The following is a 23,574-nucleotide window of genomic DNA, read 5'->3' as shown; positions in this document are numbered from 1 at the left end:
GGGGAAACCGGTCGGGCGTGTCCGCCCGCCGGTTCCCGGCGTGTCTAGGCTCCGGTCTCGGCCGCGCGCCGGTACCCGCGGATGGCGGGGTAGGCGAACACGACGATCATGCCGATCGCCCAGGCGGCGGTCTTCCACAGCGGGGTCGCGATGGGCCCGTCGTAGGACAGGCCGCGCATGGCGTCGATGGCCGTACTCATCGGCTGGTTCTCGACCGTCTTCTGCAACCACACCGGGTAGGCGAAGACCGGCACGAACCCGGAGTTGAAGAACATCAGCAGGGTGTTGATGATGCCCACCAGCGACACCAGCATGACGCCTTCGGTGAGGGTGGCCAGCGCCGTCACCAGCACCGCGAATCCGAGTGCGAACAGCACCGGAATCGCCAGCATGGCAATCGAAGCCGCGGGCCCGTACCAGAACCGGAAGCCCAGCGCGACGCCCACCGCGAGCACGAACAGGGAGGTGATCACCACACGAATGGCCTCGGCCATCAGTCGCCCGGTGAGCCCGGCGGCGCGGTGGATGGGCATGGTGTAGAACCGCCCGAGCAGACCGGTCGCCTTCTCCACCTTGAAGCCGAGCGCGCTCACCACCGATCCGGACATGGCCGCGACCAGCATGACCATCGGCACGGTGCCGTAGATGCTGGGCATGCCGGTGGCCATGGTGATCGAGTCACCGAGCACGATCCGGAACATGATCAGCGTGGCGGCCGGGTAGACCAAGGTCTGAATGGTGGTGGCGGGGTCGCGCATCCAGCCGATGAGCATGCGCTTGCACTGGATCACGCTCTGCTGCGCCCACACCGAGAGCGCGCGCTCCGAGCGGGGTTTCACCACGGGCAGCGGCTCATGCCCCGCCCACGAATCGAGTTGGGTCACCGGGTCCCCGGATTTGTCGACGGCCGTCTCGGCCGTGGTCGCCGTGCTCATGACCGCCTCACGCTCGCCCAGACCGCCAGCGGCAGGAAGACGACCAGCAGGCCGCCCAGCCACACCAGCGGCACCCACAACACATTCCAGGTCACCCCGTGCTGAGCCATGTCGCGCAGTGCGAAGGAGAACTGCGAGATGGGCTGGTTGCGCACGAACGGCCGCACCCAGACGGGGAATCCGTTCTCCGGCACGAAGCCGCAGGACAGCATGCCGAAGATGAGGGTCGGCAGGGTCAGGGCCTGGCTCAGCGATTCGGGGCTCTTGGTCAGCGACCCGAGCCCGTCGGCGCCGATGGCCAGGATGGTGCCGACGGCGAGGGAGAACCCGCAGAACAGCGCGGCCTGACCCCAGCCGGCGACGAAGTGGAATCCGATCAGATGTCCCCAGACCAGCGCCGCGATCAGTGAGACCACCGAGCGCACGAAGCCCGCGGACAATCGCGACACCAGCGGCACCATCTTGCCGATGGGCATGGTCTGCATGCGGGTGTTGAGTCCGGTCATGGCTTCGAACGCGGCCAGCTGCGCGTTGGACATCATGGTGAAGGACATGGTCTGCAGCACGATGATCGGCATGACGAACTGGGCGTAGTCGATGCCCTGGAACTTCATCACGTAGCGCAGCGGCAGGTAGAAGCCGAGGGTGAAGACCAGCGGCACGATGACCGCGATGAGCATCTCGCCCTTGGTGAACATCACCCAGACCACGCGCCCGGTCAGGGCCCGCCACTGCGCGAAGCTGTTGGGCCGGGCCGGGGGTACCCCGGCGAAGAGATCGGCGGCGTTCGCCGCGGGCGCGGTCACGCGGCGCCTTCCGCGCCGACGGTCTCCTTGGTGCCGGAGTGTCCGGTGAGGGTGAGGAAGACGTCGTCGAGCGAGGGGCGGCGCAGGCCGATGTCGGCGAGCTTGACGGCCGCGCTGTCGAGCCGGCGCAGCGCCTCGGAGAGGGTGGCCGCGCCCTCGGGGGCGGGGATGGACAGCCGGTCGCCGGAGAGTTCGGCGCGGACCGCGGCGGGCACCAGGTCGCCGAGGGCGTCGGCGACCTTGGTCAGCTGGGTCGGGTCGAGCGGCACGACCTCGCAGTAGCTGCCGCCGGTCTTCTCCTTGAGGGCGTCGGCGGTGCCTTCGGCGATGACCGTGCCCTTATCGATGACGATGATGTTGTCGCTGAGCACGTCGGCCTCTTCGAGGTACTGCGTGGTCAGCAGGACGGTGATGCCCTGGGTCTTGAGCGCGGTGACGAGGTCCCAGACGCCCTGGCGCGAGCGGGGATCCAGACCGGTGGTGGGTTCGTCGAGGAACACCACCTCGGGCCGGACCACGAGGCCGCAGGCGATGTCGACGCGGCGGCGCATACCGCCGGAGTAGTGCCGGACCGCGCGGCGGCCGGCGCCGGTGAGGTCGAATTCCTCGAGCAGGTTGTCGGCGCGCTGCCGGGCGGCCTTGCGGGGCAGGCCCATGAGGCGGCCGAAGAGTTCGAGGTTCTCGCGTCCCGAGAGGTTTTCGTCGAGGGCGGCGTACTGGCCGGTCATCATGATGGACCGGCGCACGGCGGCCGGATCGGTGCGGACGTCATGCCCGGCGATGCGGGCGACGCCGGAGTCCGGGCGCAGCAGGGTGGACAGGATCTTGACCGTGGTGGTCTTGCCCGCCCCGTTGGGGCCGAGGATACCGAGGACTTGGCCGCGGGCGGCGGTGAAGCTGACCCCTTGCAGCGCGTGCACATCGCCGAAGGACTTGCGAATGTCTTCGACGAAAACGGCCGGATCGTCGGCTGCTACGGGTTCCGGTCTGTCCAAGCTGGGCATCAACTCTCCACTATCGGCTGGTCGGGCTGAACGATGTCGCCCCGGGGCGGCGGGTCCCCACATCGCGCGGGGGCGGTAGTTACCGCCCGCCGGGATGATCCACACCGCCGGCCGTGATGTTACCGGCGTGCCGCGCGGGAGGCCGTTTCTTTGCCGAAGCAGCGAATTTCAAACTGTGCCCTTGGTCACAAATCGAGGGCCGGCCGAATAGCTGCTGATCCAGGCGCAGACCGGGCGGTATGCGGCGATTTCGCTACCTTGTCGCATCTGCGCCTCGAACCATAGTCTGGCCTTGGCGGGGAGAGACATTCACAGGCCACGAGAGGTTGACCATGGCCGAGTCGGCGCAGCCGGCAGCAGGACGCGCCGGCGCGCGCAGATCCAAGGTACTCACGTCCTACGACCCCAGAACCGGGGAAGTCGTGGGCGAATACGCAGGCATGGGGGCGGGCGAACTGACCCGCACCGTGCGCTCCGCCCGCAGCGCCGAACAATGGTGGGCGGCACTGGGATTCGATGCCCGCAAACGCTGGCTGCTGGATTGGAAACGCAGCCTCGCCCGCGGCACCCGCGACCTGGTGGAACTGATCAGCCGCGAGACCGGCAAGCCGCGCATCGACGCGGCCATCGAGGTCACCCTGGCCGTCGAGCACCTGGATTGGGTTGCGCGACATGCCGAACGGACACTGGGCCGCACCACCCGGCTGGGCGCCACACTGCGCCGCGAACCGACCGGCACCATCGGCTACCTGCCGCTGGGTGTGGTCGGCGTGCTGGGGCCTTGGCACAATCCCGTTCTCACCCCGATGAATTCGATCGCCAGCGCGATGGCGTCGGGCAACGCGGTGGTGTTCAAGCCCAGTGAACTCACGCCCGGCGTGGGCGCGTGGCTGGCCGACACCTGGAATCACCTGGCCCCGAATCAGCCGGTGCTGCAAGTGGTCACCGGCGACAGCGGCACCGCCGCCGCCCTGTGCCGCGCACCGGTGGACAAGCTCGCCTACGCCGGGTCGGGCGCAGGGGCGCGCGAGGTGGCCGCGCTGGCCGCCGAGGCGTCCACTCCCCTGGTCATCGAGCCGGGCGGGCGTGGGTCGATGGTGGTCCAGGTCGACGCCAAGCTCGACAGCGCCGCGGCCGCCGCGGTGTACGGCGCCATGGCCAATTCGGGCCAGCAGCCCGCCGGGGTGCAGTGCGTGTACGTGGCCGACTCGGTGTACGAGCCGTTCCTGGAGCTGGTCGCCGATCAGGCCCGGCGGTTGCGGCCCGGCGCGGACCGGCGCGCCTCCTACGGGCCGATGATCGTGGACGCCCAGATCGACGTGGTGCGCCGCCAGGTGCGCGACGCGGTGACCCGGGGCGCGCGGCTGGTGGTCGGGAGCCTGGAATCGATCCGCGAGCCCTACATCGAGCCGATCGTGCTGACCGAGGTGCCGGAGAACAGCGCCGCGGTGACCGGCGAGCCCGTGGGGCCGGTGCTGGTGGTGAATCGGGTGGCCACGATGGACGAGGCCGCCGATCGCGTGAACGCGGATCGGAAGCCGCGCACGGTCTCGGTGTTCACCCGCGACGTCCGCTCGGTCCCGGAGTTCGCCGCCCGGCTGCGCAGTGAGCTGATCACGGTGAACACGGCCCCGGTGTACGGCGTGAACGGTCCCGGACGGATCCGGGATCCGCGCACGCTGCGGGAGTTCACGCGGCCGCAGACGATCACCGAGAAGCACCCGCCGGACCAGATCACCTCGGGCACGTTCGAGAAGCATCCGCGCCGGTTGCGGGTGGCGCGGGCGCTGTTCCGGATGCGGCACCGGGTCTGAGGATTCGGGAGGGCCTGCCGCCGACGCCGATTCGGCGGTGGGCCCGACCTGTTCGCCGGATCTATTCGGCGGCGGGTGCGCCCAGCAGCACCGCGCGCATGAGCGCGCTCACCCGGGCCAGGTTCTCCGGCCGTCCGTCGAATCGGATGCGCCGACCCACGTCGATGACCTGGGCGATGGCGGCGTGCACCCGGAAGCGCGCCTCGACCTGGTCGCCGTCGAGCAGGTTCGCCCATTCCAGGACGTTCTGCCGCTGCACGGACCGCAGCCGATGCTGTTCGGAGGCGGGCAGATTGGAGAATTCGGAGAAGTAGACCGGCAGGATCTCCGGCATGGCGAAGGTCATGCGGGCGAAGCGGTCCGCGATCCGCACGGCGGCGTCCGAGCGGCTGGTGGCCTCGGCGAGGGCCTCGTTGTTGGCGATGGCGACGCGTTCGCCGGTGCGGTGGAAGGCGGCGGCGAGCAGGTCGGCCTTGCTGGCGAAGTAGCGGTAGACGCTGGAGGCGTTGATGCCCGCGGCCGCGCCGATCTCCTCGATGCTGGCCTCGTGGTAGCCCTGCCGTCCGAAGATGCGGATGGCCTCGGTGAGCAGCTGCTCGCGCTTGGAGATGACGGGCAGGCCGCGCACCAGCGGCTCGCCGGTGGCCGGGGCGGGCGCGGGCGGCAGGTCGGCGCGCAGGATGTCCCAGCAGATCTCGGTGAGCAGGTTGACCAGCCGGGTGGTGGACAGCGCGGTGCGGTGCGCGGTGATGGATCCGATGGCACTGAGCAGGGCGGCGGCCCGCAGCTGGGTGTCGGCCGGATCGGCGTCGGGGTAGAGCGCGGCGATGGCGGCGGCGACGGTGTCGTGCAGTTCGGTGTAGATGACCCGGATGCGGGCGCGGTCCTCGCGTTCCAGGTAGCGGCGTTCCCACCGGTACAGGCCGCCCTCGCGGCGCACGTCGATGGTGTACTCGGCGATTCCGCGGATCAGCGCGGTGAGTCGTGGTTCCGGTTCCAGGTCGGGATTGTCGGCGGCCTTGGCGGCGTCGAGCAATTGCTGCGCGCCCATTTCGGCGGCGGCGACCAGCAGGGCGTACTTGTTGCGGAAGTGGCGGTAGAGGGCGGGGCCGGAAATGCCGACCTCGGCCGCGATCTCGTCGACGCCGACCGGGTGGTAGCCGCGTTCGGCGAAGGCTCGCGCCGCTACTCGTACGATTTGCGCCTTGCGGTTCTTGGGGCGACGGCGGGGGCCGGATTCCCCGTCGGGAGTACCGGCCGGTCGCCCGGTAGCGAGGGCGGCCTCGCTGCGATCGGCGACCATACAGTTTCTCCTTCTCGATGACACCGGCTGTTGACAGTGCCGGACGAACGCTCCTAAGTTAACCACAATTCGCAAAGCCGAACACACAGCCTGCGGCCAGGCCGCAGATATATCTGGGGAGCGCCCGATGACCACGAGCACGCCGGGGTACACCGCGATCAAGGACGGGCGCATCCTGCGCATCACCATCACCAATCCCAGACGCAAGAACGCGCTCAGTTACGACACCATGGCGGGCCTGGGCGACGCCGTGCTGGCGGCCTCGGCGGATCCGGCGGTCCGGGTCATCGCGCTGACCGGTGAGGGCGGCGACTTCTGCACCGGCGCCGACCTGTCCTCCGCCCCGGAGGAGAAGGCCCGCGGCATCACGCCCGAGATGACCATGGACGTGGCCAACCGGATGATCCGCGCCATCGTGGACGCGCCGATCCCGGTCGTCGCCCGGGTCAAGGGCGCGGCCGCCGGGGTGGGCGTGGCGTTCGCGCTGGCCGCCGATCTCGCCTACGCCGCCGAGGACTCCTACCTGCTGCTGGCCTTCATCAATATCGGCCTGATGCCCGACGGCGGGGCGGCGGCGCTGGTGGCAGCGGCGGCCGGGCGGCCGCTGGCCGCCGAGATGGCGCTGCTGGGCGAGCGGCTCCCGGCCCGAAAGGCCCTGGAGCACAGTCTGATCGCGGGCGTGTACTCCGACGAGGAGCTGGACGCCAAGGTGGAGGCGGTGATCGCCAAGCTGGCGCACGGCCCGCGCCGGGCGCTGGAGCTCACCAAGCGCGCCCTCAACGCGGCGGCGCTGACCTCGCTCGAGGCCGCGCTGGCCGCCGAGAAGACGGGCCAGTGCGAACTGCTGGGCTCCGGCGATTTCGCCGAGGGCGCGGCGGCCATGCTGCAGAAGCGCACGGCCGTCTTCGCCGAGTAGCGCCCGGCGTCAGCCCTTTCCGGTGGCCGTCAGGTAGATCAGCACCACGTTGAGCGTGGTGATGATGGCGGCCACCAGCCAGGCCAACCCGGTGGTGACACGGTGATTGACGTTCTCCCCCATGAGTTCCGGGTCGCTGGTGAACCGGACCAGCGGGATGAGCGCGAACGGGATCCCGAACGACAGCACCACCTGCGAGATGATCAGCGCCCGCGTGGGATCGATGCCGACCGCGAGCACCACCAGGGCGGGGATCAGCGTGATCACGCGGCGCACCACCAGCGGGACGTGCCGGTGCAGCAGGCCCTGCATGATCATCGCGCCCGCGTAGGCCCCGACGGAGGTGGACGCCAGCCCGGAGGCGAGCAGTCCGACCGCGAGCAGCAGTCCCGCGACGGGACCGAGCACGTCCTGCACCGCGGCGTGCGCGCCCTCGATGGTGTCGACGCCCTCGCGGCCGCGCAGGGTCTTGGCGGCCATGAGCAGCATGGCCAGGTTCACGGTGCCCGCGAGCAGCATGGCCAGGGCGACGTCGTAGCGGGTGATGCGCAGCAGGCGATTTCGAGCCGCGCCGACCTCGGGGTGCCCGTGCCGGTCACGGGCCATGCCGGAGTGCAGGTAGACCACGTGCGGCATGACGGTCGCGCCGATCATGGCGGCGGCCAGCAGCACGCTGCCGGAGTCGGCGAAGCGGGGCACCAGGCCGCCGACGGTGCCGGACGCGGAGGGCGGTGAGATGACCACGGAGGCAAGGAATCCGATGGCGATGATGCCGAGCAGTCCGGTGATGACGCGTTCGAAGGGCCGCTGCCCGCGATGGTTCTGGATGAGCAGCAGGATCATCGATACGAAGCCGGTGATGATGCCGCCGACCATGAGCGGCAGTCCGAACAGCAGGTTGAGCGCGATGGCGCCGCCGACGACCTCGGCGAGATCGGTTGCCACCGCGACGGTCTCGGCCTGGGCCCAATAGCTGAGCCGCACCCAGCGACCGGCCTTGGCGCGCACCACTTCCGGGAGGGAGCGGCCGGTCACCAGGCCGAGTTTCGCGGACAGGAACTGCACCAGCCCGGCCATGATGTTGGCCATCACCACGACCCAGACGAGCAGATAGCCGTATTCGGCGCCGGCGCTGATATTGGAGGCGACATTGCCGGGATCGACATAGGCGATCGCGGCGACGAAGGCGGGGCCCAGCAGCACACTGGCCGACCGCGCTCGCTGGAACGGGGTGCTGCTCTTATCGGCCACGCTGGTACTCACAAGATGAGTTTACGGGTTCCCGAACTTTTTGTTTAGCCCTTCCGTGCACCCTGTGACCACAGCCATAACGGCGAACGGCCCGGCACCTTCCGGTGCCGGGCCGTATCACGTTGTGCGCGTGGGTCTCTAGATGCCGAGACCCTGGGCGAGCAGCGGCCACGACGCGATGAACTCGTCGTTCCAGTAGCCCCACGAGTGGGTACCGGTCGGCCGGAAGTTGTAGGTGGCCGGGATGCCCAGCGAGTTCAGCTTGTTCGCGAGGTTGTGGCTGCAGAAGTTGGTGCCCGCCTCGATGACGCCACCGATGATCATCTGGTTGGCCAGGCCGTAGGAGCCGGGCAGCGCGTAGGCGCCGTTGAGGGTGTCGTACTGGCCGGGCAGACCGCTACCGGAGGAGATGTAGAGGTTGATGCCGCGCAGCTTGTCCGCGTTGATGACCGGGTCGTGCGCCGCCCAGTCGGGCGAGTTCGCCGGGCCGTACATGTTCTCCAGCTTGCCGCCGCCCCAGGTCTCGACGGTCAGGCGCATGAACTCCTGCCCCTGCGGGTCGGCCATCTGGGCGCAGCCGGAGTAGGCGGCGACGGACTTGTACAGGTCCGGCTTGGCCTCGGCCAGGGTGAGCACGGTGGTGCCCGAGGTGGAGATGCCGGCGATGGCGTTGACGCCGTTGGTGCCGAGCGCGGCGTCGATCAGCGGGGGCAGTTCCTCGCTGAAGAAGGTGGTCCACTTGTTGCGACCCAGGGTCGGGTCGTCGTTGTTCCAGTCCTGGTAGTAGGACCATTTGCCGCCGATGGGCTGGACCACGTTGACGTTCTTGTCGCCGAGGAAGCCGTTGACGATATTGGTCTTCTTCACCCAGGAGGCGTCGTCCTGACCGCCGCCGGCGCCGTTGAGCAGGTACAGGGTCGGGCGCGGGACCGAGGTGTCGGCGGGACGCTGCACGTCGACCGGGTAGGTGGCGCTCATGGCCGCGGAGTAGACGTAGAGCCGGATGTTCCGGTCGTCCTTCATCTCGGCCTTGGTGATCTTCGAACCGTCTGCCGAGACCGGGTCGGCCAGCAGCTTCTTGCCGTCGATGATCGGGTCAGCGGAGGCGGAACCGCCGCCGACACCGGTCATGAGACCGGTGAGAACCGCGGTGGCGGCGAGGAAGGCCGCGGCTCGCGCCCCGCGCCGGCCGTTCCGGACATGTCGACGAATCAATGTTTCGCACCTTCATCTCGTGTCGTTTGCTGGTCGGAGACCACGCGGTCCGGTATTCCGGTTGTCTCGACCCCCGACAGACCATACGGCTTATCCCATCGCCGCAACAGCCGCAATGTTACGGGCGGGTCGCGCGGCGCGGCCCATCGGGCTGCCGCGCGTCGCCCATCGATTGCCGTTCGTGTCCAGCTCAGCGGCTGTGCTGTCGACAGCGCGGCCGCTGTGCCGTCACCGCTCAGCGGCCGTGGTCGGCGAGACCGGCCAGCGCCTGCACCCAGCCCTCGACCAGCTGCTTGACCTGGTCCAGGGTCAATACCGCGCCGACGAAGTCGAAGCGGGCGACGAGCCCGTCCTGACTGGTGTCGACGGTGACGTCCAGGTACAGGTCGGCCGCCACCGGCTCCGGGTAGACCTCGGCGGGACGCAGATCCCGGTAGCGGAAGCCGATGCGGCCCAACGGAAGCACCGCGATCTCGGCGACCGTGTCCGGGTTCAGGTACCGCAGCAGCCCGAATCCGACACCGTGCGAGGGCACTTCGCGCGCGAAATCCCGGATCTGCTCGATGACCGAGCCCGCGCCGGGCCCGCCGGAGCGCACCTCGGCCAGGTCCAGACCCTCGAGCCGGAGCGGGAACGGGTAGCTGGTGCTGAACGCGCCGACCGTGCGCAGCCCGTCCCGGTCGCCGGGGACGCGGCCGTCGGCGATCAGGCGCACCACCGAACCCAGTGTGTCGCGCAGCGTTTCGGAGTCCGGGTCGAGCAGGGTCGCGGCCAGCGCGGCGAGCAGCACCTCGTCGATGCTGGCGTGGTAGCGGCGGGCGACGGCGTCGACGGCGGCCGCGCCCTCCCCGGTGATGGCCACCGAGACCCGCCCGCGGCTGCCGGAGTCGGCCTCGCCGAGCACCAGGTCCGGGGAGATGCCCTCGGTCACGCCCGCGAGCGCCTGACGCCACCAGTCCAATTCGTCGACGGTGGCGTCGTCCACGGCACGGTCGGCCAGGGCCCGGGCGACGCCGCGCGGGTGCGCGTCGGCGCTGTGCGGGGTGGCGTGGCCGCCGGACCAGGAAGCCGTGAGGTCCTCGATGACGGTGCGCCACGAGGCGTCGTCCACCACCAGGCCGTTGGCGACCACCACCAGCACGGCGGCGGGATGGTCCCCGGCGCCGCCGTCCGCGGCCCCGTTCTCGAGCAGGACGAAGCGCATGTTGTAGCCGCGCTCCGGGTCGAGTTCGGCTGCGGCGGCGTGGATCACGGCCTCGATGGGGTCACCGACGGCCTCGACGTTCGGGTCGATCTGCCACACCACCGCCGCGCCACGCGGCTGCACGGCGGGAATGTCCAACGCCACGGTGTCGCCGTCACGGCGCAGGCGCGCCCACAGGCCGGGGTGCCGGTCCAGGAGACCGGCGACCGAACGGCGCACGCGGGTGCCGGAGATGCCGGCGGCGATGTCGAGGGTGATGGCCCGGACCCAGATGCCGGACGGCTCCACCTCGAGCAGGCCTATGGCTCCGGCGGGCAGCGGCGACACCTCGCCGACCGCGCTCAGCGCGGGGCCGGACGCGGCGGGCACCGGGACCGCGGGGCGGCCGGTGCTCGGCGCGACCGGAATGGCGGGGGTGTCGACGGCCGAATCCGGTTCGGTCCCGGGCTGATCCGCCGCCCCGGCGTCGCGGGACGCGGTGGGCCCGGATTCCGAGACCGCCGGCATGTCGTACCGCGGCGCGGCGGTCTCCGGCTCCGGCCGGAACGCGACGTCGGGTTCGACGGCGACATCGGGTCCGGAGCCCACCGAGCGCGCGGGTTCGGCGGGATCGTGCAGTTTGACCGGCGGCGCGAGGTCCTCGGGCCGGATGATCGGCAGCACCTGGGTGATGGCCCAGTCGTCGGCGTTGTTCATCGAGTCGGCGTTGTTCGCCGGTTCGGCGCTCTGCACCGGTTCAGCCTTGTCCACCGTCGCCGAGTTGTCCGCCGGTTCGGCGGTTTCCGCCGTGTCGCCGCGGTCGGCGCGTTCGATGAGCTCGGCCAGGCGCGGGCCGATGACCGCGAACGCCTCCGGGGTGCACATGAGCTGATGCCGCACCGGGACAACGTGTTCGGCGATGCGGCCGGTGACGTAGGGCCGCCAGTCCTCGACGCTGTGCGGTTCGCCGTCCTCGCGGCCGAATTCGGCGGAGAACAGGTCCATCCGGGTGTCGAGCACCGAATGCCGGTAGCGCGCACCGAGTTCCACGGTGCGGACCGCGCCGCGGTACATGCGCCGCAGCCGGTCCACGGTGAGCACGGCCAGTTCGGCGGGGATGGCGGCGTGCAGGGCGTGCAGCGCCTCGTCGCTGAGGTCCTGCAGGTCGCCCGCGGGCAGCGCGTCCTCGCCGACGCCGAATTCCGCGAACTGCGCGCGCAGATCCTCACGGAAGCTGTCGAATTCGGCGCCCGGGTAGGCGTCGAGCACGGCCAGCAGGTCGACGCGGTCGCCGGCGGCCCGCAGTTCGGTGGCGATGGCGTGCGCGAGCACACCGCCGAGGGAGTAGCCGAGCAGCCGGTACGGGCCCTCGGGCTGGACCTCACGCATGGCCTCGATGTAGGTCCGCGCGACCTCGGTCAGCGATTCGGGCCGATAGTCGTCCGCGGTGAGGGCCGGGGACTGCAGACCGTAGATCGGCTGGTCCTCGGGCAGGAACCGGGACAGTCCGGCGTAAGGCCAGGCCATGCCGACCATGGGCGGCGCGCAGAACAGCGGCGCGCGGGTGCCGGTGGCCCGGATGGGCAGCAGCACGCCGAGGGCCGAGTCGACCGCGGCGTCGAAGTCGTGCTCGCCCTCGAGCGCCGCGGCGATGCGGGCGCTGAGCCCGGCCACCGTGGGCTCGGTGAAGAACCAGGACACCAGCACCTCGGCGCCGGTGAGCTCGCGCAGTTTGGCGACGATGCCGGTGGCCAGCAGCGAGTTGCCGCCGATGGCGAAGAAGTCGTCGTCGACGCCGACCCGGTCGAGGCCGATGGCCTCGGCGAAGGCCCCGGCCACCGTCTCCTCGAGCGGGTTGCTCGGGGCGCGGTATTCGCCTTGGCGCAGTTCGGGTTCCGGCAGGGCCTTGCGGTCCAGCTTGCCGACCGGGGTGAGCGGCAGTTCGTCCAGGATCAGGATGGCGGCGGGCACCATGTGCGGCGGCAGGGTCCGCGCGGCGTGCTCGGTGAGCAGGTCCGGGTCGGGCGAGTGGCCGGGCGTGGCCAGCACGTACGACACCAGGACGGTGACGCCCGCGTGGTTCTTGCGGCCCACGGTGACGGCGTACTCGACCGCCGGGTGGGTGGCCAGCACGGCGTCGATCTCGCCGAGTTCGATGCGGAAGCCGCGCACCTTGACCTGGAAGTCGGAGCGCCCGACATAGTCGAGCTCCCAGCCGACCTGGGTCCCGGCCAGATTGCCGTCCCGGAGTTCGGGTTCGGCGAACCAGCGGACCACGTCGCCGGTGCGGTACATGCGCGAGCCGGGTTCACCCCACGGGTTCGCGACGAACCGTTCCGCCGAGAGCGCGGCCCTGTTGCGGTAGCCGCGCGCGAGCGCGCCGCCGGACAGGTACAGCTCGCCCGCGACGCCCGGCGGCACCGGGTTCAGGCGGGAGTCCAGCACCAGCGCCGACATGCCGTGCACCGGGGAGCCGATGGTGATGTGGCGGCCCGGTTCCAGCTGCGCGTAGGTGGAGATGATGGTGGTCTCGGTGGGCCCGTACGCGTTGTGGTAGACGCGATTTCCGGTCTTCCACTTGGCCACCAGTTCCGGCGGGGTGACGTCGCCGCCGACCGACACCACTTCCATCTGCGACTGCCCGGCCGGGTCGACGGTGCCGAGCACCGCGGGGGTGATGATCGCGTGAGTGACGTTCTCGCGGCGCATGAGTTCGGCGAGTTCGGGTCCGCCGAGGATCTCGCGGGGCACGATCACGAGGGCCGCACCGGTGGCGAACGCGCAGATCCATTCCAGCACCGAGGGATCGAAACTGGGCGAGCAGATGTGCAGCATCCGGTGCTCGGGGTCGAGGTCGTAGAGGCCGGTCGCGTAGTCGCTGAGGCCGCCGAGGCCGGCGTGGGTGACGGTGACGCCCTTGGGCATTCCGGTGGAGCCGGAGGTGTAGATGACGTAGGCGGGGTTGGCCATGCGGATCGGGGCGACGCGATCGGCGTCGGTCACCGGTTCCGGGGACTCGGCCGCGCACCGGCGGTCGGTGGCGGCGTCGTCGAGGCACAGCCATTCGACCTCACCGGGCAGCGTGGGCTGGAAGGCCTTGCTGGTGATGCCGATGACGGCGCCGGAGTCGGAGACCATGTGCCGCACCCGGTCCGCCGGATAGGCGGGGTCGACGGGCACGTGCGCGCCACCGGCCTTGGCAATGGCGAGCACCGCGGCGACCATCTCGAACGAGCGCGGGAAGGCCACGGCGACCAGCTTTTCCGGGCCGACGCCGTGCCGGATGAGCACCCGGGCCAGCTGCGAGGAGTAGTCGTCGAGTTCGCCGTAGCTGATGGAGTGCCCGCGGTAGCGGATGGCGACACGGTCGCGGCCGAGGGCGACGCCGCGGGTGAGCAGCTCGGGCAGCAGCGCGGTGGCCATCACCTCGTCGCCGTGCACGTGGGTGAGCAGTTCGTACTCGTCGGCGTCGAGCAGCGGCAGGTCGCCGATGGCGGTGACGGGCCGGTCCACGATGGCCTCGAGCAGCCGGACGAAGCGCTCCGCGAAGACTTCCACGGTGCGCTGTTCGAAAAGGTCGCGCGCGTAGGTGAACACGGCGTGCAGGCCGCTGTCCGCGTCGCCTTCGCGGACGGTCAGCGACAGGTCGAACTGGGAGGTCTGGATCCCGGAGTCCAGGGCGCTGATCCGCAGTCCGGGCAGCTCGAAGTCGCTGTCGGGGGTGTTCTGGAAGGCCAGCATGACCTGGAACAGCGGGTTGCGGGCGGTCGAGCGCTCGGGGTTGAGCACCTCGACCAGCCGCTCGAACGGCAGGTCCGCGTGCGCGAAGGCCTGCAGGTCGGCTTCCTTGGTGGCGGCGAGCAGTTCGTGGAAGCGGAGTCCGCCGTCCACGTGCGAGCGCAGCACCAGGGTGTTGACGAACATGCCGATGACATCGTCGAGGGCGGCCTCGCCGCGGCCCGCGACGGGCGTGCCGATGGCGATGTCGTCGGTGCCGGACAGGCGCGCCAGGAACAGGGCCAGCGCGGAGTGCACGACCATGAACAGGGTGGCGTTCTGCTCGCGGGCGATGCGCGCCAGACCCTGCTGGAGTTCGGCGTCGATGTGGAAGGGCACCAGGCCGCCGCGGAAGCTGGATACCGGCGGGCGCGGGTGGTCGGCGGGCAGGTTGAGCTCGTCGGGCAGCCCGGCCAGCGCGGTGCGCCAGTGGGCGGCCTGCTCCGAGATCAGGCTCTGCTCATCGGTTTCCGAGCCGAGGACGGTGCGCTGCCAGAGGCTGTAGTCGGCGTACTGGACGGCGAGCGGGGTCCACGCGGGCGCGGCCCCGGCCGAGCGCGCGATGTAGGCGGTCATCAGGTCGCGGGCCAGCGGGCCCATGGACCAGCCGTCGGCGCTGATGTGGTGGGCGACCAGCACGATCACGTGCACGGCGGGTTCCACCTCGAAAAGGCGGACGCGCAGCGGGATCTCGCGGGTGACGTCGAAGCCGGTGGCCAGCAGTGTGCCGATCAGCTCGGGTAGGTCGGCGGCCGCGGCGGGCTCGGCGGTGAGTTCCGGCACCGCCTGTTCGGCGGGCAGCACGACCTGGTGGGCCGCTCCCCCGCTCTGCGGGTACACGGTGCGCAGGGTCTCGTGACGGGCCACCAGGTCCGCGACGGCCTGGCGCAGCGCCTCGACGTTCAGTTCGCCGTCCAGGCGCAGCGCCATCGGCAGGTTGTAAGCGGTTGCGGCGGTGTCGAACTGGTTCAGGAACCACATCCGCTGCTGGGCCAGCGAGAGCGGCACCAGCTCCGGGCGCGGGCCCGCGACCAGCGGCGGACGGCGGCGGCCGCCGCTGCCGGTCAGTACGCGCCGGGCCAGTTCGTCGACGGTGGTGGCCTCGAACAGGTCGCGCACACCGAGCCCGGATTCGAGCGCGGTGTTGATGCGGGCCACCACCTGGGTGGCGACCAGCGAGTTGCCGCCGAGGGCGAAGAAGTCGTCGTCGAGGCCGACGGGCCGGTCCAGTCCGAGGGTCTCGGCGAAGACCGCGGCGACGGCCAGCTCGACCGTGGAGACGGGGGCGCGGAACTCGCGCGCCTCGAATTCCGGTGTGGGCAGGGCCTTCCGGTCCAGTTTGCCGTTGGCGTTGACCGGCATGGCGTCGAGCACCACCGTGGCGGCGGGCACCATGTAGGACGGCAGCCGGGCGGCCAGGTGGGTGCGCAGCGCGTCCTGATCGATGGCGCCGCCGGCGGCGGGCACCACGTAGGCGGCCAGCATGTCGCCGGTGTGCTCGGAGGAGTGCAGCACCACCACGGCCTGGTCCACGGATTCGTGCGCGGTGAGGGCGGCCTCGATCTCGCCGAGTTCGATGCGCAGGCCGCGCAGCTTCACCTGGAAGTCGCTGCGGCCCAGGTAGACCAGGTCGCCGTCGGCGTTCCACTTCACCAGGTCGCCGGTGCGGTACATGCGCTCGCCGCGGCCGAAGGGGCTGGCCACGAAGCGTTCCGCGCTCAGGTCGGGGCGGCCGACGTAGCCGCGCGCCAGCTGCGCGCCCGCCAGGTACAGCTCGCCCACCAGGCCGGGGGCGACCGGATGCAGGCGCGCGTCGAGCACGTAGGCGCGGGCGTTCCAGACCGGGCCGCCGATCGGCACGGCCCCGGCCACATCGGCGGGGACGGGCGCGGCGGTGGCGTGCACGGTGAATTCGGTGGGCCCGTACAGGTTGTGCAGGGCGGCCGGGCTGATCGCGCGGAAGGCGTCCACGGCGTCGGAGGTGAAGGCCTCACCGGCCACCAGCAGCGCACGCAGCGAACCGATCCGCTCCGGGTCGGCGGTGGCGGCGAACATCCGCAGCATGGACGGCACGAACGAGGTGATGGTGACGTTGTGCGCGGCGATGACGTCGGCCAGGTACTGCGGGTCGCGGTGGCCGTCGGGGGTGGCGACGATCATGCGGCCGCCGGTGGCCAAGGGAGCGAACAGTTCCCACACCGAGACGTCGAAGGTGGCCGGGGTCTTGAACAGCACCACGTCGTCGCGGCCGATCCCGTATTCGCCGGTGATCCAGCGGATCTGGTTCACCGCGGCGGCGTGCGGCACCGCGACGCCCTTGGGGCGGCCGGTGGAGCCGGAAGTGAAGATGACGTACGCGGTGTGCTCGGGCCGCAGCGGCGCCCGGCGTTCCCCGTCGGTGACCGGGTATTCGGCGTAGCCGGCCAGGATCGCGGTGTCGACCTCGAGCACGCGGCGCTCGCCGGCGTCGAAGCTGTCGCGCGAGGTGGTGAGCACGCACACCGGGTCGGCGGTGTCGAGTACGTGGGCGACCCGTTCGGCGGGCTGGTCCGGGTCCAGCGGCACGTACGCGCCGCCGGCCGCCAGTACCGCGTAGGCGGCGGTGACGAAGTCCAGCGACCGCCGGATGTGCAGGGCCACCAGCGTTTCCGGGCCGACGCCCTCGGCGATCAGGCGTCGCGCGAGGCGGTGCACGCGGGCCGCGAACTCGCCGTAGGTGACACGTTCGCCGCCGCTGTCGATCGCGATCGCGTCGGGGGTGCGCAGGGTCTGGTTCTCGAACTGCGAGAGCAGCGTGGAGGTCCAGGCGTGCTGCCCGGCCGTGAGATCGACGGCGGTGGCGTTCCAGTCCGTCATCACCCGCTGGCGTTCGTCCACGGCCAGCAGGTCGAAGTCGCCGACGGCGCGTTCGGGGTGGGTGGCGGCGGCGACCAGGGTGCGGCGCAGGCGCTCGGCCAGGCGATCCATGGTGTCGGCGTCGAACAGGTCGGTCGCGTAGGTGAACGCGGCCGAGATACCCTGCGCCACACCGTCGGTGGAGGTGCGCTCGACCAGGGTGAGATCCAGGTCGAACTTGGCGACCGGCACGGTCAGGTCGACGTCGGAGACGGTGACGCCGGGCAGCTCGAACACCGCCGGGGTCATGTTCTGCAGCGTCATCGACACCTGGAACAGCGGGTGCCGGGCCTGCGAGCGCGGCGGATCCAGCAGTTCCACGATGCGTTCGAACGGCGCGTCGGCGTGCTCGAAGGCGGCCAGGTCGGTGCGGCGGACCGCGGTCAGCAGTTCCGCGAAACCGGCGTTCGGGTCGATCTCGGTGCGCAGCACCAGGGTGTTGACGAACATGCCGATGAGCTCGTCCAGGGCGGCCTCGCCGCGGCCCGCGATGGGCGCGCCGATGGCGATGTCGCGGGTGCCCGACACGCGTGCCAGCAGCACCGCGAAGGCGGCGTGCAGCACCATGAACAGGGTCGTGTTGTGCTGCTGCGCGACCCGGTTCAGGGCGGCGTGCACATGCGGATCGATATCGAAGACGTGCACCGCGCCGCGACCGGAGGCCACCACCGGGCGGGGCCGGTCGGTGGGCAGTTCCAGCTGGTCGGGCAGTCCGGCGAGGGTGTCACGCCAGAAGTCGAACTGGCGGGCCAGCGGCGAGGCGGGATCGTGCTCGTCGCCGAGGCTCTCGCGCTGCCACAGCGCGAAGTCCGCGTACTGCACCGGCAGCGGCGACCACTCCGGCTCCCGGCCCTGCATACGGCCGAAGTAGGCGGTCATCAGGTCGCGGGTGAGCGGGCCGCCGGAGAAGCCGTCACCGGCGATGTGGTGGACCACGCACACCAGCACGTGGTCGTCGTCGCTCAGACGCAGCAGGCGCAGCCGCACCGGGGGCGCGACGGTCACGTCGAACGGCGCGAACGCGGCCTCCGAGACCACCTGGGCCACTTCGGCTTCGGTGACCGGCACGACCGGCAGCGACGGCATGGCGTCGGGCGCGTCGACGGCCAGGATCAGCTGGTGGCCGACGCCGTCGTGTTCGGGGTAGTAGGTGCGCAGCACCTCGTGCCGGGCCACCAGGTCGGCCACGGCGTCGCGCAGCGCGGGCACGTCCAGCGGGCCGGTGACGCGCAGCGCGGTGGGCAGGTTGTAGGTGGCGGCCTCCGGGTCGAGCCGGTTGAGGAACCACATGCGCTGCTGCGCGTAGGACAGCGGGATCAGCTCCGGGCGCGGCATGGGCCGCAACGGGGCAGTGCCGGCGAGGGCCGAATCGGCCAGCGCGTCCAGGGAATTCGCGAGTTCGGCGACGGTCGGGTGCTCGAACAGGGCGCGGACCGGGACCCGGGCGCCGATGGCCGCGCCCAGGCGGGCCACCACCTGGGTGGCGTTGAGCGAGTTGCCGCCGAGTTGGAAGAAGTCGTCGTCGGCGCCGACGCGGTCGGCGCGCAACACGGTCGCGAAGATCTCGGCCACCGTCTGCTCGGCGGCCGTGGCGGGCTCGCGGTATTCGCGGGCCTGGAACTGCGGCACCGGCAGCGCCTTGCGGTCGAGCTTGCCGGAGGCGTTGAGCGGCATGGCCTCCAGGCGCACCACGGCCGAGGGCACCATGTAGGAAGGCACGGATTCGCGGGTGTGGGCGAGCAGGTCGGTATCGGTGACCTGCGCGTCGTCCTCGAGCACCACGTAGGCGACCAGGCGGTCGCCGGTCTCGCCGCGCACCAGGGAGACGGCGGCGCGGTGCACGGCGGGGTGGCCGAGCAGCACGGTCTCGATCTCGCCGAGTTCGATGCGCTGGCCGCGCAGCTTGATCTGGAAGTCGCTGCGGCCCAGGTATTCCAGGGCGTGGCCGGTGCCGGCCGAGCCGGCGAGCTCAGCACCGCCGGACGGCACCCAGCGGACCACGTCGCCGGTGCGGTAGAGCCGCTGCCCGCCCTCGTGGGCGACGAAGCGTTCGGCGGTCAGCGCGGGCGCGCCGAGGTAGCCACGCGCCAATTGCACACCGGCGACATACAGTTCGCCGGCCGCGCCGAACGGCACGGGGCGCAGCTGCCGGTCCAGCACCAGGACTCGGGTGTTGGCGACGGGGCCACCGATCGGCACCGCGACGCCGTGCGTGTGCTCGGCCGGGTGGGCGGTGACCACGGTGGCCTCGGCGGGGCCGTACCAGTTCACCAGCTTCGTGTCCGGCAGCGCCGCCGCGAATTTCGCGGCGCTCTCGGCGGACAGCGCCTCACCGGCGGCGAACACCCAGCGCAGCGAGGGGTGCCGCCGGGCCGCGCCGTCGAGGTACGCGTCGAGCATGGACGGCACGAAATGCACCGAGGTGATCGCGTATTCGTCGATCACGCGCGCGATGTAGGCCGGGTCGCGGTGCCCGTCCGGCTCGGCGACCACCACGGTCGCGCCGGTCTGCAAGGGCCAGAACAGCTCCCAGGTGGAGATGTCGAAGGTGATCGGCGTCTTGTGCAGCACCACGTCGCCGGGACGGTGCGGGTAGGTGCGCTGCGACCAGCGGAACTGGTTGGCCATCTGCCGGTGCGTGATCACCACGCCCTTGGGGCGGCCGGTGGAGCCGGAGGTGTAGATGACGTAGGCGGCATTGTCCGGGCGTACCGGAGCGGGGGCCACCTCGACGAACTGGTCCGCGCCGGCGAGCGCGTCCACGAAGAACAGCGGGACGCCGGAAGCGGTTTCGAAGTCGTCGGCGGCGCGGGTGAGCACGCACACCGGCGCGGATCCGGCCAGCACGTACTCGTTGCGCTCGGCCGGATGATCGGGGTCGACCGGCACGTACGCGCCACCGGACCGCAGCACCGCGTAGACGGCCACGACCAGGTCGATGCTGCGCCGCATGGCCACGGCCACCCGGGATTCCGCGCCGACGCCGCGCAGGGTGAGTTCCTGGGCCAGGCGACGGGAGCGGGCGTCGAGCTCGGCGTAGGTGAGGCTGATGCGGTCGAAGACGACGGCGGGGGCGTCGGGGGTCCGGGCCACCTGGGCGTCGAACAGGGTGAGCAGCGTCGAATCGTCCTGCAGCTCGGGCACTTCGGTGGCGTTGACCTCGGCCAGCGCGCGGCGTTCGCCGTCGAGCAGCGCGTCGATCTCGGCCACGCGGGCCCGCGGATCGGCGGCGATGCGGCCGAGCAGCGCCGCGAGCCGGTCGGCGATGGCCTGCGCGGCGTCCTCGTCGAAGAGGTCGCGCAGGTACTTCACGCCGAAGCCGAGGCCCTTGCCCCGCGGCTGCACCATGACGGTGAGCGGGTAGTGGGTGCCGTTGGTCGCGGACGCGCCGAGGATGCCCGCGCCGTCGATGGGCGCGGCGGCGTCGTCGAGCGACTCCTCGTCCACCGGGAACGAGGCGAACACCACGATGGAGTCGAAAAGCCCGTCGACGCCCGCGATCTCCTGGATCTCGCCCAGCCCGACGTAGTGGTGGTCGAGCAGGGCGGCCTGCTCGTCCTGCAGCGACCGCAGCACCTGCGCGAGGGTGTCGCCCGCGTTCAGCCGCACCCGCACCGGAATGGCGTTGAGGAACAGGCCGATCATGGTCTCGATGCCCGCCAGCTGCGGCGGACGGCCGGAGACGGTGGCGCCGAAGACCACGTCGTCGCGGTCGGTGCTGCGGCCGATGAGCAGACCCCACGCGGCCTGCACGACGGTGTTGAGCGTGACGCCCGCGTCGTGGGCCACCTTGGTCAGGGTCGCGGTGTCGGTCTCGGACAGCGTGAAGGTGATTTCGCCGATGCCGGAGGTGATCTCGCGGGAGGGGTCGACCGCCGCCAGCGGGGTCGGGTCATCGAATCCGGCGAGGGTCTCGCGCCAGGCCTCGCGCGCCGCGCCGTGGTCGCGGGCGGCCAGCCAGGCCAGGTAGTCGCGGTAGGGGCGCACCGCGGGGATCCGGGAGGCGTCGCCGTCGGCCGCGTAGAGCAGCAGCATGTCCTGCACCAGCAGCGGCATGGACCAGCCGTCGATGAGGATGTGATGGCTGGTGACGCACACCCGGTAGCGGTCCGCGGCGGTCCGGAACAGCGTGATGCGCAGCAGCGGGCCCGCGCCCATGTCGAAGTGGCGGGCCACGTCGAAGGCCATCAGCCGGTCGGTCTCGGCCAGCGCCTCGGCGGGTTCGTGGTCGCTGAGATCCAGGTACTGCCAGGGCAGTTCGACGTCGTCGAGGATGACCTGCAGCGGATTCCCCGCGCTGTCCTCGGCGAAGACGGCCCGCAGGTTGACGTGCCGTTCCAGCATGGCGCGGGCGGCGGCGTGCACGCGCGCCACGTCGATCTCACCGGCCACGTCGAGGGCGAACTGCACCATGTAGGCGTCGACCGAGGATTCGGCCAGGCGGGCGTGGAACAGCATGCCGGACTGCAGCGGCGTCAGCGGCCACACCTCGGACAGGTTCGGGTACTGCTCGCGCAGCCGCGCCTCGTCGGCGGGGTCCAGCTCGACCAGCGGGCCGGTCGCGAGTTCCTCGGTGGCGGTGGCGTTCTCGACCGGCACCGCCACCTCGGCCAGCGCGGCCACGGTGCGGGCGGCGAACATCTCGCGCGGCTTGAAGCCCAGGCCGCGGGCGCGCGCCCGGGACACGATCTGGATGGCGGTGATGGAATCCACGCCGAGGCTGAAGAAGTCGTCGTCGAGGCCGACCCGGTCCAGGTGCAGCACCTCGGCGATGACCTCGGCCACCGCCAGCTGCGCGGGGGTCTCCGGCGCGCGGTACTCGCCGATCTCGAGCTGCGGTTCGGGCAGCGCGCGGCGGTCCAGTTTGCCCGCGGGGGTCAGCGGGATCTCGTCGAGCTCCATGATGGCGGCGGGCACCATGTGCGCGGGCAGCGCCCGTTCCGCCAGCTCGGACAGTTGCAGGGTGTCGATCGAATAGCCCGGTGCGGCATGCACGTACGAGACCAGCGCGGTGGCGCGGCCGTTCACCTCGTGGCCGATGGTCACCGCGAAGTCGACCGACTCGTCGCCCGCCAGCACGGCGTCGATCTCGCCGAGTTCGATGCGCAGGCCACGGATCTTGACCTGGAAGTCGTTGCGGCCCAGGTACTCCAGTTCACCGGTGGCATTGGCGCGCACCAGGTCGCCGGTCCGGTAGAGCCGGGAACCGTTTGCCTCGAACGGATTCGCCACGAAGCGGGAAGAGGTCAGTTCGGGCCGGGCGTGATAGCCGCGGGCCAGCAGCGCGCCCGCGATGTACAGCTCACCGGGCGCTCCGGCCGGGACCGGCCGCAGCCGCTCGTCCAGCACGTGCGCGGTGGCGCCGCGGACCGCCGCACCGATGGTGACCGTGCGGTCGGCCGCCAGCGGATCGGAGATATTGGTGGCGATGGTGGCCTCGGTGGGCCCGTAGGCGTTGAAGAACCGGCGGGTGCCCGACGGGCTGGTCGACCACCGGCGCACCAGCTCCGGCGACACCGCCTCGCCACCGCCGACGATGGACTCCATGCCCGTCAGCTGCTCGGGATCCAGCGAGGCCAGCACCGACGGCGTGATCAGGCCGTGCGTGACGCCTTCGCGGGCGATCAGCGCGCCCAGCTCCGGGCCGCCGTACACGTCGGGCACGGTGACCACCAGGGTCGCCGCGGCGCCCACGGCCATCAGCAGTTCCATGATGGAGGCGTCGAACGACGGGGTGGCCACGTGCAGCACCCGCGACTCCGCGCCGATGCCGAAGCGTTCCCGCATCTCCGCGGTGAGCGCGGCCAGGCCGGTGTGGGTGACCACGACGCCCTTGGGCAGCCCGGTGGAACCCGAGGTGTAGATGGCGTAGGCGGCGTGCTCGGCGCGCAGCGGGCGCACCCGGTCGGCATTGGTGACCGGTTCGGCCGAGTAGGTGTTCGCGGCGGCCAGGAACTCGTCGGTATCGATGTCGAGCCACGGCACGGCGGCGGGCAGCGTGGTGCGGGTGTCGGCGACGGTCAGGCCGAGGACCGCGCCGGAGTCGGTGACCATGTGCAGCACGCGGTCGGCCGGGTAGCTGGGGTCGACGGGCACGAAGCCGGCGCCGGTCTTGGCGACCGCCCAGACCGCGACCACGGACTCCACCGAGCGGCGGATGCCGACCGCGACCAGATCCTCCGGGCCGATGCCGCGCGCGATGAGCAGCCGGGCCAGCCGGTTGGAGCGTTCGTCGAGTTCGCCGTAGCCGAGGCGCGCCAGGGCGGCGTCGGCGTCGGCCAGGACGACGGCGGTGCCGCCCGGGTTGGCCTCCACGGCGGTGGCCATGAGTTGCGGCAGGGTCGGGACGTGCGGTCCGCGGCGGGTCCGGGTCGGGCGTACGCGAGCCGTGCGGGTCATGCCTGCACCGCCACGAGCTCGTTCTTCCGGTCCCCGACCACCCGAATCATGCAGCTTGTCCTCATCCTGTCCGTGT

At 71.2% G+C, this 23,574-nt stretch carries 9 protein-coding genes; 2 read left to right on the top strand and 7 right to left on the bottom strand.

The annotated features are described in order from the left end of the window. Positions 1–44 precede the first annotated feature (44 nt). Genes ABZ412_RS26515 through ABZ412_RS26505 form a run of 3 tightly spaced genes read right to left on the bottom strand, consistent with a single transcriptional unit; the run spans position 45 to position 2,745 of the window. Positions 45–935, bottom strand: coding sequence for an ABC transporter permease (locus tag ABZ412_RS26515; protein ID WP_357285054.1), 891 nt, complete (start codon positions 933–935; stop codon positions 45–47). Continuing rightward, complete coding sequence (locus ABZ412_RS26510) at positions 932–1,741, bottom strand: ABC transporter permease (protein ID WP_357089192.1); 810 nt, start codon at positions 1,739–1,741, stop codon at positions 932–934. The genes ABZ412_RS26515 and ABZ412_RS26510 overlap by 4 nt, the downstream gene beginning before the upstream one ends. After that, complete coding sequence (locus tag ABZ412_RS26505) at positions 1,738–2,745, bottom strand: ATP-binding cassette domain-containing protein (protein WP_357285051.1); 1,008 nt, start codon at positions 2,743–2,745, stop codon at positions 1,738–1,740. The genes ABZ412_RS26510 and ABZ412_RS26505 overlap by 4 nt, the downstream gene beginning before the upstream one ends. A gap of 332 nt (positions 2,746–3,077) precedes the next feature. Here ABZ412_RS26505 and ABZ412_RS26500 point away from each other — a divergent pair, with 332 nt between their 5' ends. Further along, entirely contained in the window at positions 3,078–4,559 is a 1,482-nt protein-coding gene (locus tag ABZ412_RS26500) for an aldehyde dehydrogenase family protein (RefSeq protein ID WP_357285048.1), read from the top strand. Positions 4,560–4,620: 61 nt separating this feature from the next. On the opposite strand, the gene ABZ412_RS26495 is transcribed toward ABZ412_RS26500, so the two are convergent. After that, a complete protein-coding gene (locus tag ABZ412_RS26495; RefSeq protein WP_357285044.1) occupies positions 4,621–5,862 on the bottom strand; it encodes a TetR family transcriptional regulator in 1,242 nt (413 codons plus the stop codon). A gap of 127 nt (positions 5,863–5,989) precedes the next feature. Here ABZ412_RS26495 and ABZ412_RS26490 point away from each other — a divergent pair, with 127 nt between their 5' ends. Continuing rightward, entirely contained in the window at positions 5,990–6,778 is a 789-nt protein-coding gene (locus ABZ412_RS26490) for an enoyl-CoA hydratase-related protein (RefSeq protein ID WP_357285041.1), read from the top strand. A gap of 9 nt (positions 6,779–6,787) precedes the next feature. Here ABZ412_RS26490 and ABZ412_RS26485 read toward each other — a convergent pair whose 3' ends face one another. The 3 genes from ABZ412_RS26485 to ABZ412_RS26475 all read right to left on the bottom strand — a co-directional run bounded on the left by ABZ412_RS26485 (position 6,788) and on the right by ABZ412_RS26475 (position 23,498). Further along, positions 6,788–8,029 carry an Nramp family divalent metal transporter gene (locus tag ABZ412_RS26485; RefSeq protein WP_357285237.1) on the bottom strand — a complete coding sequence of 414 codons (1,242 nt, stop codon included), beginning with the start codon at positions 8,027–8,029 and terminating at the stop codon, positions 6,788–6,790. 138 nt (positions 8,030–8,167) lie between these two features. Further along, on the bottom strand, positions 8,168–9,160 hold the full coding sequence (locus ABZ412_RS26480) for an alpha/beta hydrolase family protein (RefSeq protein ID WP_357285234.1): 993 nt from the start codon (positions 9,158–9,160) through the stop codon (positions 8,168–8,170). 319 nt (positions 9,161–9,479) lie between these two features. Continuing rightward, on the bottom strand, positions 9,480–23,498 hold the full coding sequence (locus ABZ412_RS26475; protein ID WP_357285039.1) for an amino acid adenylation domain-containing protein: 14,019 nt from the start codon (positions 23,496–23,498) through the stop codon (positions 9,480–9,482). Between the last annotated feature and the right edge of the window lie 76 nt (positions 23,499–23,574).

Origin of the sequence: Nocardia sp. NPDC005746 (assembly GCF_040630785.1) — a bacterium.
Lineage (GTDB): Bacteria > Actinomycetota > Actinomycetes > Mycobacteriales > Mycobacteriaceae > Nocardia.
Note: the sequence above shows the minus strand (reverse complement) of the source record. Positions and strands in the feature narration are given on the sequence as shown.

Coding starts and splice junctions, on each gene's coding strand:
- ABZ412_RS26505 (WP_357285051.1), bottom strand. CDS start 2,745: ATGCCCAGCTTGGACAGACCGGAACCCGTAGCAGCCGACGATCCGGCC.
- ABZ412_RS26515 (WP_357285054.1), bottom strand. CDS start 935: ATGAGCACGGCGACCACGGCCGAGACGGCCGTCGACAAATCCGGGGAC.
- ABZ412_RS26480 (WP_357285234.1), bottom strand. CDS start 9,160: ATGACCGGTGTCGGCGGCGGTTCCGCCTCCGCTGACCCGATCATCGAC.
- ABZ412_RS26490 (WP_357285041.1), top strand. CDS start 5,990: ATGACCACGAGCACGCCGGGGTACACCGCGATCAAGGACGGGCGCATC.
- ABZ412_RS26495 (WP_357285044.1), bottom strand. CDS start 5,862: ATGGTCGCCGATCGCAGCGAGGCCGCCCTCGCTACCGGGCGACCGGCC.
- ABZ412_RS26500 (WP_357285048.1), top strand. CDS start 3,078: ATGGCCGAGTCGGCGCAGCCGGCAGCAGGACGCGCCGGCGCGCGCAGA.
- ABZ412_RS26475 (WP_357285039.1), bottom strand. CDS start 23,498: ATGACCCGCACGGCTCGCGTACGCCCGACCCGGACCCGCCGCGGACCG.